12 protein-coding genes are annotated in these 15,003 nt (G+C 60.6%); 8 read left to right on the top strand and 4 right to left on the bottom strand.

What is annotated here, in order from left to right; genetic code table 11:
• Window positions 1–146: 146 nt before the first annotated feature.
• Window positions 147–1,010, bottom strand: coding sequence for a LysR substrate-binding domain-containing protein (locus N6G83_RS05505; protein WP_049295658.1), 864 nt, complete (start codon window positions 1,008–1,010; stop codon window positions 147–149).
• Between the two features lie 143 nt (window positions 1,011–1,153).
• Here N6G83_RS05505 and N6G83_RS05510 point away from each other — a divergent pair, with 143 nt between their 5' ends.
• Entirely contained in the window at window positions 1,154–2,293 is a 1,140-nt protein-coding gene (locus N6G83_RS05510; RefSeq protein WP_099817264.1) for an agmatine/peptidylarginine deiminase, read from the top strand.
• A 76-nt stretch (window positions 2,294–2,369) separates the two neighbouring features.
• Window positions 2,370–3,065, top strand: coding sequence for a class I SAM-dependent methyltransferase (locus N6G83_RS05515; protein WP_127145927.1), 696 nt, complete (start codon window positions 2,370–2,372; stop codon window positions 3,063–3,065).
• Here the strand turns inward: N6G83_RS05515 and N6G83_RS05520 are convergent.
• Window positions 3,062–3,730 (bottom strand): TetR/AcrR family transcriptional regulator, encoded by a 669-nt coding sequence (locus N6G83_RS05520; protein WP_197770310.1) that lies wholly within the window; start codon window positions 3,728–3,730, stop codon window positions 3,062–3,064. The genes N6G83_RS05515 and N6G83_RS05520 overlap by 4 nt on opposite strands.
• Window positions 3,731–3,812: 82 nt before the next feature.
• Here N6G83_RS05520 and N6G83_RS05525 point away from each other — a divergent pair, with 82 nt between their 5' ends.
• From N6G83_RS05525 to N6G83_RS05545, 5 genes are all read left to right on the top strand, one after another.
• Complete coding sequence (locus N6G83_RS05525) at window positions 3,813–5,327, top strand: MDR family MFS transporter (RefSeq protein WP_197770308.1); 1,515 nt, start codon at window positions 3,813–3,815, stop codon at window positions 5,325–5,327.
• Between the two features lie 129 nt (window positions 5,328–5,456).
• On the top strand, window positions 5,457–6,599 hold the full coding sequence (locus N6G83_RS05530) for an efflux RND transporter periplasmic adaptor subunit (protein WP_025302883.1): 1,143 nt from the start codon (window positions 5,457–5,459) through the stop codon (window positions 6,597–6,599).
• Window position 6,600: 1 nt separating this feature from the next.
• Window positions 6,601–9,738, top strand: a complete 3,138-nt coding sequence (locus tag N6G83_RS05535) for an efflux RND transporter permease subunit (RefSeq protein WP_197770306.1) — start codon at window positions 6,601–6,603, stop codon at window positions 9,736–9,738.
• A gap of 1 nt (window position 9,739) precedes the next feature.
• The gene (locus N6G83_RS05540) at window positions 9,740–11,182 is read left to right on the top strand and encodes an efflux transporter outer membrane subunit (RefSeq protein WP_025302881.1); all 1,443 of its coding nucleotides are present in this window, start codon (window positions 9,740–9,742) and stop codon (window positions 11,180–11,182) included.
• 155 nt (window positions 11,183–11,337) lie between these two features.
• Window positions 11,338–11,691 (top strand): DUF1493 family protein, encoded by a 354-nt coding sequence (locus tag N6G83_RS05545; protein ID WP_025302880.1) that lies wholly within the window; start codon window positions 11,338–11,340, stop codon window positions 11,689–11,691.
• Between the two features lie 7 nt (window positions 11,692–11,698).
• On the opposite strand, the gene N6G83_RS05550 is transcribed toward N6G83_RS05545, so the two are convergent.
• A complete protein-coding gene (locus N6G83_RS05550) occupies window positions 11,699–12,268 on the bottom strand; it encodes a DJ-1/PfpI family protein (RefSeq protein WP_043143542.1) in 570 nt (189 codons plus the stop codon).
• A 336-nt stretch (window positions 12,269–12,604) separates the two neighbouring features.
• Here N6G83_RS05550 and N6G83_RS05555 point away from each other — a divergent pair, with 336 nt between their 5' ends.
• Complete coding sequence (locus N6G83_RS05555) at window positions 12,605–13,594, top strand: hypothetical protein (RefSeq protein WP_197770304.1); 990 nt, start codon at window positions 12,605–12,607, stop codon at window positions 13,592–13,594.
• Between the two features lie 67 nt (window positions 13,595–13,661).
• Here N6G83_RS05555 and N6G83_RS05560 read toward each other — a convergent pair whose 3' ends face one another.
• On the bottom strand, window positions 13,662–14,936 hold the full coding sequence (locus tag N6G83_RS05560) for a Glu/Leu/Phe/Val family dehydrogenase (protein ID WP_043143546.1): 1,275 nt from the start codon (window positions 14,934–14,936) through the stop codon (window positions 13,662–13,664).
• Between the last annotated feature and the right edge of the window lie 67 nt (window positions 14,937–15,003).

Below are 15,003 nucleotides of genomic sequence, written 5' to 3' on the forward strand. Positions count from 1 at the left end.
CGATGTTCAGTTATCAGGTGAATTCAACTAATTATTTTGAAACAGCAGGTTAGCGCGTTTTCTTCGGGCTGTTGCGACGCTTTATTGAAAGTAGCAGCGGGCAGGCGGGGCCGCCTGACCAGAGTAGCAAATCGTGACGTGGCGCGTTATGCGCCGGCGGGCAGCGCCGACTGCAGCCATTGGCAAAAGTGCCGGACGAGCGGATTGTGTTCGCTGTCGCGGTGCAGCAGCCACGCCCAGTTGGCGCCGCGCACGCGTTGCTCGGTTAACGGTTGCAGCAGCCCGGCGTCGCGCGCGTGTTGCGCCAGCAGTTGGCTGACCAACGCGATGCCGAGGCCGTTGCAGGCGGCGTCCAGCAGCAGACCAGGATCGGAGAAGTTCAGCCCGCTGTCTCGCTGGCCGACGTGCGCGCCGCCCGCCACTGCCCAGTGGCTCCAATCCATCTCGCGTTCGCCGTGCAAGGTCACGCGCTGCTCCGGCGTCAACGCCAGCAGGCTGGGGTGGCAGGCGGGGTAGAGTCGGTCGGTACAGAGAACGTTAAAGGTGCAGTCCGCCTGCGCGCTGAGATCGTCACGGATCGCCAGATCGATGCTGTCCGTCGCCATATCCGGCGGTTCAAAGCTGGTGAACAGCCACAGATCGATCTGCGGATGCTGCCGATTGAAATCGCCCAGCCGCGGCGTCAGCCAGTGGCGGGCAAAGGCCGGGGTGGTGTTAACGATCAGTTGGTTGGGTTTGCGGTACTGATCCAAACGGCGAATGCCGACGGCCAGCTGTTGCAGCATCACCTGTGCGGTGCTGAACAGATCGTGGCCGGCGTCGGTCAGCGCCACGCTGCGGCCGGTGCGGAAGAACAGCGGTTGCTCCAGAAACGCCTCGAGGCTGCGGATTTGCTGGCTGATCGCCGACTGAGTCAGGTGCAGCTCTTCGGCAGCCTGATGAAAACTGCCCAGGCGCGCCGCCGCTTCGAAACCGCGCAGGGCGCTCAAGGGGGGCCAGTGTTTTAACATTATCGATAAGCCTGTCTAATCAGATATCCGCTAAATATATCGTTTGTCGCGGTGGCAGGGGAAGACTAGCATGGGATTCAAGCGCTGGAGCGTAAAAAAACCGGCTAACAGTTTGAATTTAAATCAATTTAAAGAGGCTATTTATGTCAACGCGTCGCACCTTTATCAAGCAGCTTTCGGCGGTGGCCGGTGTGAGCTTGACGGCATCATTGGGCATCCCGTTACGCGGTCACGCGAAAGCTGCGCTTAATCCGGCCTGGCGGATGCCCGACGAAGGGGAACCGCAACAGCGGGCGTTTCTCGCTTTCGGCGCGCAGCGTGCGATTTGGGGCGGGTTCACCGCGGACGTGCAGGCAGCGCAGGGGCGCATCGCCCGCGCCATCGCCGACTTTCAGCCGTTGACGGTTTTTTGCCGCGGCAATGAACGGCAATTGGCTGAGGCCACCTGCGGCAGTCACAACGTCAGCTATGTTGTCACTGAGCTGGATGATATCTGGATGCGCGACATCGGCGCCAATTTCGTCGTCAATGACGCCGGCGAACTGGGCGCGGTGGATTTCAACTTCAACGGCTGGGGCGATAAGCAGCAACATGCCAGGGATGCGCGTCTGGCAGGGTTTGTCGCCAGGCGATACGGCGTCGCTCAACCGCGCCGCAGCGCGCTGGTAGGCGAAGGCGGCGGCATCGAAGTGGATGGGCACGGCACCGGCATCATGACCGAGAGCAGTTGGGTGAATGCGAACCGCAACCCGGGCTGGAGCCGAGACCGGGTTGAGCAAGAGCTGAAGGCGATGCTCGGCCTGCGCAAAATTATCTGGCTGCCGGGTATTAAAGGCCGGGACATCACCGATGCCCACGTCGATTTTTATGCCCGTTTCGTGCGGCCTGGCGTGGTGGTGGCCAACCTGGATACCGATCCGGCCTCTTATGATCATGCGGTTACCCAAGCGCATCTGGCGATCCTCAAAGCAGCGACCGACGCCGACGGCCGCACGCTGCAGGTACATACGCTTTCGCCGCCGCGGGCACCGCGCGAAAGCCGATTCAGTCGCCGCAACCCCGATTTCGCGGCGGGCTACATCAACTATTTCGTCATCAACGGCGCGGTGATCGCCCCTGAATTTGGGGATCCGCAGGCGGATAAGGCGGCGTTTGCGCTGCTGTCGGCGCTCTATCCGCAGCGCAAGGTGGTGCAGCTGGAGATCGACGCCATCGCCGCCGGCGGCGGCGGCATTCACTGCGTGACCAGCCAATTGCCGGTGCATGGCAAGCCAGACCAGTGAGTGTTCAAAAAATGCGCACGCGGTTGTTTGTCGCCATAGGGTGTGATTGGCTGAGTGGAAACATAAGGAGGCCATAATGAACGACTCACCCTTGAGCATTCCCACCTGGTATCGCGATCCGCACGCAGAACAGGCCATGGCAGAAGGCCATGCGCCCATCTGGCGGCATCTGCTGAGCCTGGTGCCGGAACACGAATTGTCCGGCGTCAGGGTGCTGGACTTCGGCTGCAATCAGGGCGGTTTTCTGCGTCTGTTGCACCAAATCCGGCCATTTCGTGAAGGACTCGGCGTCGATATCGCCCGCCAGTCCGTCGAACAGGCCAACCGCCTGAAAGGAAACCTGCCGATCGGTTATCAGACCGACACGCGGTTGACGGGTTATGAGAACCACTTCGATATCGCCTTCAGTCATGAAGTCGTCTACCTGATTGAAGATATCGCGCAGCATGCCGCCGATATGCTGCGGGTGCTGAAACCGGGCGGCGTTTATTATGCGGTGACCGGTTGCCACACCGACAACCCGCTGTGGCCGCAATGGCGCGAAAGGGTGGCTGAACAGACGCATACCGTGGTGCAGGATCGCGCTCTGGACGACTATGCGCGCATTTTCTCCACCGCGGGATTCCAGGTCTCTGCCCGCCGGCTGGGCTTTTCCGGCTTCGTGCCCTATGAGCCGGACGGCTGGATGCCGAATATCGCGGCGGCGATCGACTACTATTGGCACACCAAAACGGTGTTTAGACTGGTTAAACCCCCAGTGCCGGTGAGTTAACGCGCCGGGCCGATGCCGTAGCGCAGCAGGGCAATGGCGTGGCGGGCGATATCCTCGGCGTTTAGCTGGCCTTTATCCCGTTCGCGCCGCCATTTGGGTGCGGTGGCCAGCGGCAGCAGCGTGATGCCGAACAGCGTAAAGAACAGCAGGGCAGGCTCGAGATCGGAATTGAGTTTACCCTGCGCCTGCCAGCGTGCGATGGCTTGCAACGCGATCTGATGGCGTTCATTACCGAATCGTTCATCCATTCTCTGTTTCAATACGCCACTTTCACTCATGACCTCCCGCAGCCACAGCGGGGCGAACCAAGGGTGTTCCAACGCGATGTCGATAAAACGTTGCGCTAGCTGGGTGAACGCGGTGACGGGATCGTCCGCGTTGGCGTCGAACACCTCGCCGGCCATCTTGCGCACTGGCAGAAAGCGCTCTTCGATCAGCACGTCCAGCAACTGTTCCCGGTTATGAAAGTAGTAGTGCAGCATGGCCGGGGTGACGTTTGCTTCGCGCGCAATGGCATTCAATGAGGTGTCTACGATCCCCTGGCGGGCAAACAGGTTCAGCGCGGTATCAAGCAAATGCTCGCGTTTGTCCGCCCCTTTGGCACCGCCGCTCGGCCGGCCGGGGCGGCGAGGCTTGGCGGGAGTTTGAACGTTTCGTGCTGTCATCGCGATAAGATCCATTGACCGGAAAAAAGGATGACTCATATATTAATTATGCGATTAATTAATTACAAGTGAACTGACTCCGATGACGATTGAAAACCCGACAATCCGGCCCGATCACGGCGGGGCGCCTGCCAAGGCGCCTTCGCTCCCGTTGCTGTTTTCCGCGTTGCTGCTGGTGATGCTACTGGCGGCGCTGGATCAAACCATTGTCTCCACCGCGCTGCCGACCATCGTCGGCGAGTTTGGTGGTCTTGAGAAACTGTCCTGGGTGGTGACAGCCTATCTGCTGTCTTCCACTATTGTGGTGCCGCTGTACGGCAAATTCGGCGATCTTTTCGGCCGCAAGATTGTGCTGCAAATCGCTATTTTGCTGTTTTTGCTTGGGTCGGTACTGTGTGGGCTAGCGCAAAACATGACACAGCTGATTATGATGCGCGCGCTGCAAGGGTTGGGCGGCGGCGGGCTGTTGGTGGTCACTTTGGCGGTGGTCGGCGACGTGATCCCGCCGGCGGAACGCGGCCGTTATCAGGGGCTGTTCGGTGGGGTATTCGGCCTGGCCACGGTGGTGGGGCCGTTGATCGGCGGCTTACTGGTGCAGCATTTTTCCTGGCGCTGGATTTTCTACATCAATCTGCCGCTGGGCCTGTTCGCCCTGCTGGTGATTGGCGCGGTGTTTCAGTCGCAGATTAATCGAGTGCGACATGAAATCGACTTCCTCGGCGCCGGTTACCTGGCGATGGCGCTCACCTGTATCATCCTGTTCACCAGCCAGGGCGGCACGGTAATGGCCTGGTCGGACGGCCAGCTGTGGTGCATTCTGGCCTTTGGCCTGGTGTCGCTGGGCGGCTTTATCTATGAGGAACGTCTGGCCGGTGAACCGATCATTCCCCTCGGGCTGTTTCGCAACCGCACCTTCGTGCTGTGCGGCCTGATCGGCTTTATCGTCGGCATGTCGCTGTTCGGCTCCGTAACTTTCCTGCCGCTGTATCTGCAGGTGGTAAAAGGCTCGACGCCATCGCAGGCCGGGATGCAGCTGCTGCCGTTGATGGGCGGCCTTATGGTCAGCTCGATCATCAGCGGGCGGATCATCAGCAAACGCGGTAAATATCGCCTGTTCCCGATCGTCGGTACCCTGTGTGCGCTGGGGGCGATGACGCTGCTCGGCACCCTGACCAATAACACGCCGGTGCAACAACTGTATCTGTACCTTTGCCTGCTGGGATTGGGGCTGGGCATGGTGATGCAAGTGATGATTTTGGCGGCGCAAAACAGCGTGGAGCCCCGACATATCGGGGTCGCGACGTCCAGCGCCACGCTGTTCCGCTCTATCGGCGGTTCGATAGGCGTGGCGGTGTTCGGGGCAATTTTCACGCAGGTGTTGCATACCCGTTTGGTGGCGCTGTTGCCGGAAGGCGCGCAGCTGCCGCGCTCGCTCGGCGCAGAAGCGGTGCACCATTTGCCGGCGGCGCTGCAGCAGGATTACCTGCAGGCCTTCGGCGGGGCGATCCATTCGGTGTATCAAATTGCCGCCGGGGTGATGGCGCTGGCTTTTGCGCTGACCTGGCTCTTGAAAGACGTGCCGCTGCGGCACAAATAATCCCGATACCGGCCGCTCCGGCCGGCTCAGCCCGACGGACTTTTACCGAATCCTTACGCAACCCTTTCAGAAGCGAATGTCTGCATTCGATATATTGAGAATAGTCATTCTCAATGGGATCGTATTGCAATGCAGAGAAAAACGCTTTTGGTGCTTGGGCTGTCGCTGTTGCTGTCCGCCTGCGATGGGCAAAATGCCGGTGCGCCGACGGGCGCAGGCGGTGAGCAGGAGGTCGGCGTCGTCACGCTGCGCGGCCAGTCAGTGACCCTGAGCAGCGAGTTGACCGGCCGGGTCAACGCCACCATGACTTCCGACGTGCGGCCGCAGGTCGACGGCATCATCAAGCAGCGGCTGTTCACCGAAGGGGCCGAGGTGAAAGCCGGGCAGGTATTGTACCAAATTGACCCCGCCAGCTATCAGGCCAGCTACGATCAGGCCGCCGCCCAGCTGAAAAACGCCCAGGCCACGGTGCAGTCCACCCGGCTCAAATCACAGCGCTATGCGGCGCTGGTGAAAGAGAACGGCGTTTCTCAGCAGGATGCGGACGATGCCAAAGCCGCCTATTTGGCGGCCGTGGCGTCGGTGGCCCAGTATCAGGCAGCGCTGGAGACGGCGCGCATCAACCTCGCCTATACCCAGGTGCGGGCACCGATCGCCGGCCGCATCGGCATCTCATCGGTGACGCCGGGCGCGCTGGTCACCGCCAGCCAGACCGATGCGTTGGCCACCATCCGCGCGTTGGATCCGATCTATGTCGATCTGACCCAGTCCAGCGCCCAGTTGCTTAAACTGCGCCGTCAGCAGGCCGCTTTGCAGCGCGGTGCGGTCACGCCGGTCGCCATCAAGCTGGAGGACGGCACGCCTTATGCCCACGCCGGCAAGCTGGAGTTGACCGAGGTGGCGGTGGATGAGGCCACCGGTTCGGTCACGCTGCGTGCGGTGTTCCCCAACCCCGAGCATGAGCTGCTGCCCGGCATGTACGTCCACGCCACGGTGGATAACGGCGTCGATCCCAAAGCCATTCTGGCGCCGCAGCAGGGCATCACCCGCAACGCCAAAGGGGAAGCCACCGCGTTGGTGGTGGACGAGCAAAACAACGTGGCGCAGCGCACCGTCAGCGCCGAACGGGTGGTGGGCAGCAACTGGCTGATCGGCAGCGGGCTGAACGAAGGCGATCGCCTGATCGTCGAAGGCACCGGCAAGGTCACGATCGGCGCCGCGGTGAAGCCGGTTGAGGTTTCAGTCGACAAAACCCAACGCGGGGAGCAGTGATATGGCGCAGTTCTTTATCCGGCGGCCGGTATTCGCCTGGGTGATTGCCATCATCATCATGCTGTGCGGCCTGATGTCGATCAATTCATTGCCCGTCTCGCAGTACCCGGATGTCTCACCGCCGCAGATTTCCATCTCCGCCACTTACCCGGGCGCGGACGCGGAAACGCTGGAAAACAGCGTCACGCAGGTGATTGAGCAGCAGCTCACCGGCCTGGACGGCCTGCTGTATTTCTCTTCGACCAGCAGCTCCAGCGGCTCGGTCAGCATCAACGTCACCTTTGATCAGGGCACCGATCCGGATATCGCTCAGGTGCAGGTGCAAAACAAGGTGCAGCAGGCGGAAAGCCGTTTGCCGAGCGCGGTCACTGCGCAGGGCGTGACGGTCAAGAAATCCCAGAGCAGCTTCCTGCTGATCGTCGGGCTGTATGACGAAAGCGACAAGGCGACAATGGCCGATATCTCCGACTATCTGGTCAGCAACCTGCAGGATCCGCTGTCGCGCATTGCGGGCGTGGGGGACGTGCAGGTGTTCGGCTCGGAATATGCGATGCGTATCTGGCTGGATCCGACCAAGCTGGCGAGCTATGCGCTGATGCCTTCCGACGTGCAGACGGCGATCGAAGCGCAAAACACCCAGGTGTCTGCCGGCAAGATCGGCGATCTACCGGCTGCCGCCGATCAGCAGCTGACCGCCACGGTAAAGGCGCAGTCGCGGCTGCAAACGCCGGAACAGTTTCGCAATATCATCCTGAAAAGCGACAGCAGCGGCGCGCTGGTGCGGCTGGGTGACGTGGCACGGGTTGAGCTGGGCAACGAAGACTACTCCGCCAGCGCGCACCTCAATGGCCACCCGGCGGCGGGGATCGCGGTCAAGCTGGCGGCGGGCGCCAACGCCCTCAACACCGCCAAACTGGTTAAGGCCAAGGTGGCGGAATACCAAAGCGCGATGCCGCAGGGCTACAAGGTGGCCTACCCGAAAGACAGCACCGACTTCATCAACATCTCGATCGAGGAGGTGGTGAAAACGCTGTTTGAAGCGGTGGTGTTAGTGGTGGTGGTGATGTTCGTGTTCCTGCAAAACCTGCGCACCACGCTGATCCCGACCATCACCGTGCCGGTGGTGTTGCTGGGCACCTTCGGCGTGCTGGCGGCGTTCGGCTATTCGATCAATACCCTGACGCTGTTCGGCATGGTGCTTGCGATCGGGCTGTTGGTGGACGACGCCATCGTGGTGGTGGAAAACGTCGAACGCGTGATGCGTGAAGATAAACTGCCGCCGCGCGAGGCGACGGAGAAATCGATGCGCGAGATCACCGGCGCGCTGGTCGGCATCGCGCTGGTGCTGTCGGCGGTGTTTCTGCCGATGGCGTTCTTCGGCGGTTCCACCGGGGTGATCTACCGCCAGTTTTCGATCACCGTCGTCTCCTCGATGGTGCTGTCGGTGGTGCTGGCGTTGACGCTGGCGCCGGCGCTGTGCGCCACATTGCTGAAATCGACGCATGAAGAACAGACCGACAAAGGGCTGCTGGGTAAATTCAACCGCGGTTATAACCGTCTGCAGGAGAAGTACGCCGACAAGGTCGGCGCAGTGATCCACCGGCCGACGCGCTATCTGCTGCTGTACGGTCTGCTGTTGATCGCCGCGGCCGTGATGTACCTGCGTTTGCCGACCGGCTTTCTGCCCAACGAGGATCAGGGTTCGGTGATGGTGCAGTACACCTTGCCGGCCGGCGCCACCAACGCGCGCACCTCGGCGGTGAGCGAGGCGGTGACCGCCTATTTCCTCGGCCAGGAAAAGGCCAACGTCAGCACCATTTTCACCATCAACGGTTTCGGCTTCAGCGGCAGCGGGCAAAACGCCGGCATGGCGTTCGTCAGCCTCAAGGACTGGAGCCAACGCAGCGGCAGCGAAAACACCGCCGACGCCATCGCCAAACGCGCCATGGCGCACTTCGCCTCGCTGCGCGACGCCCAGGTCTTCTCCATGAGCCCACCGGCGATCGACGGTTTCGGCCAGTCCGACGGCTTCACCTTCGAGCTGCAGGCCAAAGGAGCGACCACCCGCGCCGAGCTACAGGCGATGCGCGACCAGATCGTCGCCGCCGCCGGCAACAATCCGACATTGCTGGCGGTGCGCGCCAACACCTTGCCGGACACCCCACAGCTGCAGGTGGAGATCGACAACGGCAAGCTGCAGGCGCTCGGCTTGAGCGCCGGCGACGTCAACAGCACACTCAGCAGCGCGTTCGGCAGCACCTACGTCAACGACTTTATCGACCGCAACCGAGTGAAAAAGGTCTATATGCAGGGCGACGTAGAGTATCGCGCCAAGCCGGAAGATCTCGACAAATGGTTTGTGCGCGGCACCAACGCGGCGGGCGACAGCAGCATGACACCGTTCTCCGCCTTTGCGTCTTCGCACTGGATCTACGGCCCGGAAAACCTGTCGCGCTATAACGGGCTGTCGTCGTTCGAGATCACCGGGCAGGGCGCCGCCGGCGTCAGCTCCGGTACGGCGATGAGCGAGATGGAGAAACTGGCGGCGAAATACTCCGCCGGCAGCAGCTATTCCTGGAGCGGGCTCTCCTATCAGGAACGGCTGACCAGCGGCCAGGCGTCGTCGCTGTACGCCATTTCGCTCATCGTGGTGTTCCTGTGCCTGGCGGCGCTGTATGAGAGCTGGTCGATTCCATTCGCGGTGATGTTGGTGGTGCCGATGGGTGTGGTGGGCTCGCTGCTGGCGATCACGCTGCGCGGGCTGGAAAACGACATCTACTTCCAAGTGGCGCTGCTCACCATCATCGGCCTGTCGGCGAAGAACGCTATTTTGATCGTCGAGTTCGCCGAGGAGATGCACCAGCGGGGGGAAACGCTGATTGGCGCGGCGGTCCACGCGGCACGCATGCGCCTGCGGCCGATCCTGATGACCTCGCTGGCGTTCACCGCCGGGGTGCTGCCGCTGGCGGTATCCAGCGGCGCCGGCGCCAACAGCCGAATCGCCATCGGTACCGGCATTATCGGCGGTACGATCACCGCCACCGCATTGGCCATCTTTTTCGTACCGCTGTTTTATGTGTTGGTGCGCCGCATGTTTACCCGCCGGCCCACCAACTCGCCGTCTCAGGCAGGAGAATAACGTGTTGCAACGAGTCATGATGTTAACTTTACCGCTGCTGCTGAGCGGGTGTCTGTCGCTGGATCCACACTACCAGCGCCCAGCGGCGCCGGTGCCCGCCAACCTGCCGCAGGGCGAGGCCGCCGGCAAGCAGGCGTTGAGCTACCCGGACGTCGCCTGGCGCGACTATGTGCAGGACGCCAGGCTGCGGCAGGTGGTGGCGCTGGGGCTGGACAGCAGCCGCGATCTGCGCGAGGCGATCGCCAATATCGCCTCGGCGCGCGCCCTGTACGGTGAGCAGCGCTCGGCGCTGTTCCCGACGATCAACGCCACCGCCGACGGCAGCCGCGGGCGTTCGCTGACCGGTAGCGGCAATGCCACCGCCATCAGTCAGAGTTATGAAGCGCAGGCCGGCGTCAGCGCGTTCGAGCTGGATCTGTTCGGCAAAAACGCCAGCCTGTCGCGCGCGGCGTTCGAAACCTATCTGGCCAATTCGGAGGCGGCGAAAAGTACTCGCCTGACGCTGATCGCCGATATCGTCACCGACTGGGTGGCGGTGGCGGCCGAGCGCAGCAATCTGGCGGTGGCGCAGCAGACGATGGAAAGCGCCAAACGTTCGCTGGACGTGACGCGTAAGAACCAGCAGCACGGCATTGCGTCGCTGGTTGACGTGGCGTCGGCGGAGACCGTTTATCAACAGGCGCGATCGGACGCCGCCAGCTATGCGACCAGCGCCGCGCAGGCGAAAAACGCGCTGGATTTGGCGGTGGGGCAAAGCGTGCCGGAAAATCTGCTGCCGAGCGGTATCGATGGGCTCGGCGAAATCATGCGCAATCTGCCGGCTGGGGTGTCTTCGCAGGTGCTGCTGACGCGGCCGGACGTGCTGCAGGCTGAGCATAACCTGAAATCCGCCAACGCCAACATCGGCTCGGCGCGGGCGGCGTTTTTCCCGTCGATCAGCCTGACCGCCAGCGGCGGCGTGGGCAGCGGTGAACTCTCGTCGCTGTTCAGCCACGGCGCGGGCGTCTGGTCGTTCGCCCCGAGCATCAGCCTGCCGATCTTCAGCGGTGGCTATAACACGTCGCAACTGAACTACAGCAAAGCGCAGAGAGATCTGTATGTCGCCACCTATGAGAAAGCGGTGCAGACTGCATTTCAGGAAACCGCCGACGCGTTGGCGCGTAAAGCGACTCTGCAGGAACAGCTGGCGGCGCAAACCGGCTATGTGGCGGCGGCGCAGCAATATTATCGCCTGGCCGAGTTGCGTTACCGCCAGGGCGTGGACAGCTACCTGACGCTGCTGGACGCGCAGCGCACGCTGTACACGGCGCAGCAGTCGCTGATCGCCGCGCAGCAGACCGCGTACGACAATCAGGCCACCCTGTATAAAGTGTTGGGCGGCGGCATTGCCGCCGAGCGGCAGGGGGACGGCGTCATCGCCGACAAGACGACGCTCAGCCGCTAACCATCGACCGCGCGCGCCAGAAGTGTGGCTGCGCGCGGTTTTTTATGGAAAGTGTAAAGAAACAGAAAACCCGCGCGGCGGCCCGAACTCGCCGCGGCGAGCAGAGTCAGACAGAGAACCGCATTCATCTTTATTCATACCGGCTTGAGGTCGTCATGGCAGAAGACATTCAGCAACAGGTCATCGCGCTTATCGCCGCATTCAACGCGCCTGGGCGGCAGAAGAAGGGCGTGGTCATTACCCCGGAAACCGAGATCAACACCGCGCTCAGTCTGTCGTTCAGCGACTCCAACACGCTGATGCGCCGCTACTTCGATACCTTCGGCGTCGACAGCAGCAATTACAACCACGAGCTGTATTTCCAGCCGCCGGCCAACACCGGGCGCTGGTTTTCCCCCTCCGCCTGCAAAGAACACCCCCGGCCGCTGTGCGTGTCGATGCTGGTACGCTCCGCACGCGCCAAACGCTGGCTGTACGACATCCACTTCCTGATCGAGCAGCTCCGCTAGCACCGCATTACTGCTCCAATACCTCGGCGAATTTCGCCAGCCACTGCGGATGCGCCGGCCAGGCCGGGGCGGTGACCAGATTGCCGTCGACGTGGGCCTGATCGATGCCGATCTCCGCATAATGGCCGCCGCCGAGTCGCACCTCCGGGGCGCAAGCCGGGTAGGCGCTGCAGGTGCGGCCCTTCAACACCCCGGCCGCTGCCAGCAACTGCGGGCCGTGGCAAACGGCGGCGATCGGTTTTTTCGCGGCGTCAAACGCCTGCACCAGCGCGATCACCTCGGGGTTCAGGCGCAGGTATTCGGGCGCCCGACCGCCGGGGATCAAGAGCGCGTCATAGTGTTCTTCTTTGGCGGCGGCAAAGTCGGCGTTCAGGGTGAAACGGTGGCCGGGCTTCTCGCTGTAGGTCTGCGCGCCGTCAAAGTCGTGGATCGCGGTCTGGATGTAGTCGCCGACGGCTTTACCGGGGCACACGGCATCCACCCAATGGCCAATCATCTGCAATGCCTGAAACGGCACCATGGTTTCGTAATCTTCGGCGTAGTCGCCGACCAGCATCAGGATCTTTTTCTTGCTCATGATCACAACTCCTGCAGGAGGGGGAATGCCTAAGGTATAGCCCAGCCCCCCCGGGAATGCGAACCGCAAAGTGCTGTGGAATACACGATAAAAAAGCGCAAAAATTGAGTTGACTTTCTTGGTAAGAATAAAGGCCATAATTATCCTGGCGGTCTGATCAGTAATGAATTTGATTTTCGTTTGTTTCCTATGATAGAAAAACGGCTCCCCACTAAAATGGAAAGGAAATCTGTTAGCACGCGTCATACGAATACATCAGAATTCTGTGATTATTACCATTGCGTAATAATGGAAAGCACTTGTTTAATTTTTTTATTATTTTGAAGGAACAAAAAAATGCCTATTTTAAATCGCTGTGCCACAGCCTGCGCACTGGCGCTGGGCCTGCTGGGGAGCTCGGTTGCAGCACACGCTGGGGAACAAGAGGAACTCACCCAAAAACTCGATGAGTCGGTAATGACGTATGCTTACTCTAAGAGTAGTAGCGATATGGACACCATTAATGAACTGATAAAAAATGGCGCTCACCCTACTATTCAAACGTTATGGTATGCCGCCTATTACAAACAGCCGGCGCTGCTCGATCGTTTTCTTGATATGTCGGTGAATGTGAATCAAGCCATCAGTGACAATGGAGAAACCGTATTGTTGTCAGCGTTGGGAAATACCGAAAAGTCTGAATTATCCGATGATGACCTTCACATTTTACAGAGCTTGCTAAAAGCAGGTGCCAATACCAACGTCATTGCACAAGGGGGGACTAATACACCACTTATTGCCGCCGCCCAAAGCCAAGGAGCCGCGCCCGCGCTGGTGAAACTGTTGCTGCAATTTGGTGCGGATGCCAAGCAGGTTACCCCGCAAGGATTCTCACCGATAATGGGGGAAGGGGCGGCTAATCTGGAGGTCATCAAACTGCTGGTAGCCGCCGGAACAGACCCTTATGGCGTCAGCAAGGTAGGATCAACGCCTTTGCACTTTGTTTGCACGCGGGATGCTTCCCAGGACGGCCAGCCGGACCCGCAAGCGGCACAGCGTATCGCCTTGTTGCATAAACCCGGAACCTCTATCGATGCTCAACCGCCCCAGCAACAGGCCTGGCCTGTTGGCACACCACTGCTGGAAAGCCTGACCAGCAATAATCCTGACTGCGTCAAGGCGTTGTTGGCTGCGGGTGCCGATAAAGATGCGCTGGCTTTCCCGGCAGAGTATGTGGCAGCAGATCCAAGCGTAAAAGGTAAAACGGTTCGTCAGAATATACTCGGGTCGGCAGAAAAATATCCCGACCTGTATTCGCCAGAAATCGTGGCCTTGTTTCAAAAATAGGTGAAACGAAAAAGGGGGCTTTCGCCCCCTGAAACAATGGCCCGCTCGCAGGCCAAATAAGCCGGCATCAACCTGGGTAGATGCCGCGCTCTTTACGTGCGGTCAGGATGCGCTCACAAGCCACGATGTAAGCCGCGGTGCGCAGGCTGCACTCTTTCTCTGCGGCCTTGTTCCAGACGTGGACCATCGCGTCGGTCATGATCTTGTCCATACGCTCGTTGATCTCGGACTCGCTCCAGAAGTAGCTCGCCATATCCTGCACCCACTCGAAGTAACTGACCGTTACGCCGCCGGCGTTACAGATAACGTCCGGAACTACGGTGATGTTACGGGAGCGCAGAATGTCGTCCGCTTCTGGGAAGGTTGGGCCGTTAGCCCCTTCCAGCACCAGCTTGGCGCTGAGGATTTCGGCGCGCTGGCGGGTGATCTGGCCTTCCAGCGCCGCAGGGATCAGGATGTCCATGTCAACCGACCAGAACGCTTCGCTCTCGATCTCGCTGGCACCCGGGAAGCCGGCGATCTGCTTGTGCTTGGCCTGGTATTCGGTCAGCGCGACCAGATCGATACCGTTGGCGTTGAACAGGGTAGCGGAGTGGTCCTGGATGGTGACGACGCGAGCGCCGACGCCGACGAACAGACGGGCCGCTTCGCTGCCCACGTTACCGAAGCCTTGTACCGCCACTTTGGCGCCTTCGATCTGCACGCCCAGACGCTTGGCCACTTCGCTGCCGGTGACGAACACGCCGCGGCCGGTCGCTTTCTCACGGCCCAGGGAACCGCCGAGGTGGATTGGCTTGCCTGTCACTACGCCGGTGATGGTGGTGCCGTGGTTCATGGAGTAGGTATCCATCATCCAGGCCATCACTTTGGCGTTGGTGCCGACGTCCGGCGCAGGGATGTCTTTCTGTGGCCCGATGATGAAGCCGATTTCGCTGGTGTAGCGGCGGGTCAGTCGCTCCAGTTCACCTTCAGACAGTTTGAACGGATCGACGCGGATGCCGCCCTTGGCGCCGCCGTACGGCAGGTTGACCGCGGCACACTTGATGGTCATCCAGGCGGACAGGGCCATCACTTCGTTCAGATCGACGTCAGGGTGGAAGCGGATACCGCCTTTACCCGGCCCGCGCGACAGGTTGTGCTGTACGCGGAAACCTTCGAAGTGACGGATGGTGCCATCGTCCATCTGCAGCGGGATATCAACAATCAAAGCGCGTTTAGGGTGACGCAGCGTATCAACCCAGCGTGAGAGGTCGCCGAGGTAAGGGGCGACGCGATCGATTTGTTGCAGATATGTAGCCCAAGCGGTGGTGCTGCTGTCTGAAGCGTAGGATAGCTTTTCCATAACCAACCTTTATATTTTAGAGGTATTTATTTCGTTTAACCGTGGATTAGCAAGCGCATAACACTTT

Source organism: Serratia sp. PL7, from assembly GCF_945957435.1.

Bases quoted from the DNA above. Each gene is read 5' to 3' on its own strand.
- N6G83_RS05510 (WP_099817264.1), top strand. From the start codon at position 1,154: ATGTCAACGCGTCGCACCTTTATCAAGCAGCTTTCGGCGGTGGCCGGT.
- N6G83_RS05555 (WP_197770304.1), top strand. From the start codon at position 12,605: ATGCCTATTTTAAATCGCTGTGCCACAGCCTGCGCACTGGCGCTGGGC.
- N6G83_RS05550 (WP_043143542.1), bottom strand. From the start codon at position 12,268: ATGAGCAAGAAAAAGATCCTGATGCTGGTCGGCGACTACGCCGAAGAT.
- N6G83_RS05530 (WP_025302883.1), top strand. From the start codon at position 5,457: ATGCAGAGAAAAACGCTTTTGGTGCTTGGGCTGTCGCTGTTGCTGTCC.
- N6G83_RS05560 (WP_043143546.1), bottom strand. From the start codon at position 14,936: ATGGAAAAGCTATCCTACGCTTCAGACAGCAGCACCACCGCTTGGGCT.
- N6G83_RS05520 (WP_197770310.1), bottom strand. From the start codon at position 3,730: ATGACAGCACGAAACGTTCAAACTCCCGCCAAGCCTCGCCGCCCCGGC.
- N6G83_RS05535 (WP_197770306.1), top strand. From the start codon at position 6,601: ATGGCGCAGTTCTTTATCCGGCGGCCGGTATTCGCCTGGGTGATTGCC.
- N6G83_RS05505 (WP_049295658.1), bottom strand. From the start codon at position 1,010: ATGTTAAAACACTGGCCCCCCTTGAGCGCCCTGCGCGGTTTCGAAGCG.
- N6G83_RS05525 (WP_197770308.1), top strand. From the start codon at position 3,813: ATGACGATTGAAAACCCGACAATCCGGCCCGATCACGGCGGGGCGCCT.
- N6G83_RS05545 (WP_025302880.1), top strand. From the start codon at position 11,338: ATGGCAGAAGACATTCAGCAACAGGTCATCGCGCTTATCGCCGCATTC.
- N6G83_RS05515 (WP_127145927.1), top strand. From the start codon at position 2,370: ATGAACGACTCACCCTTGAGCATTCCCACCTGGTATCGCGATCCGCAC.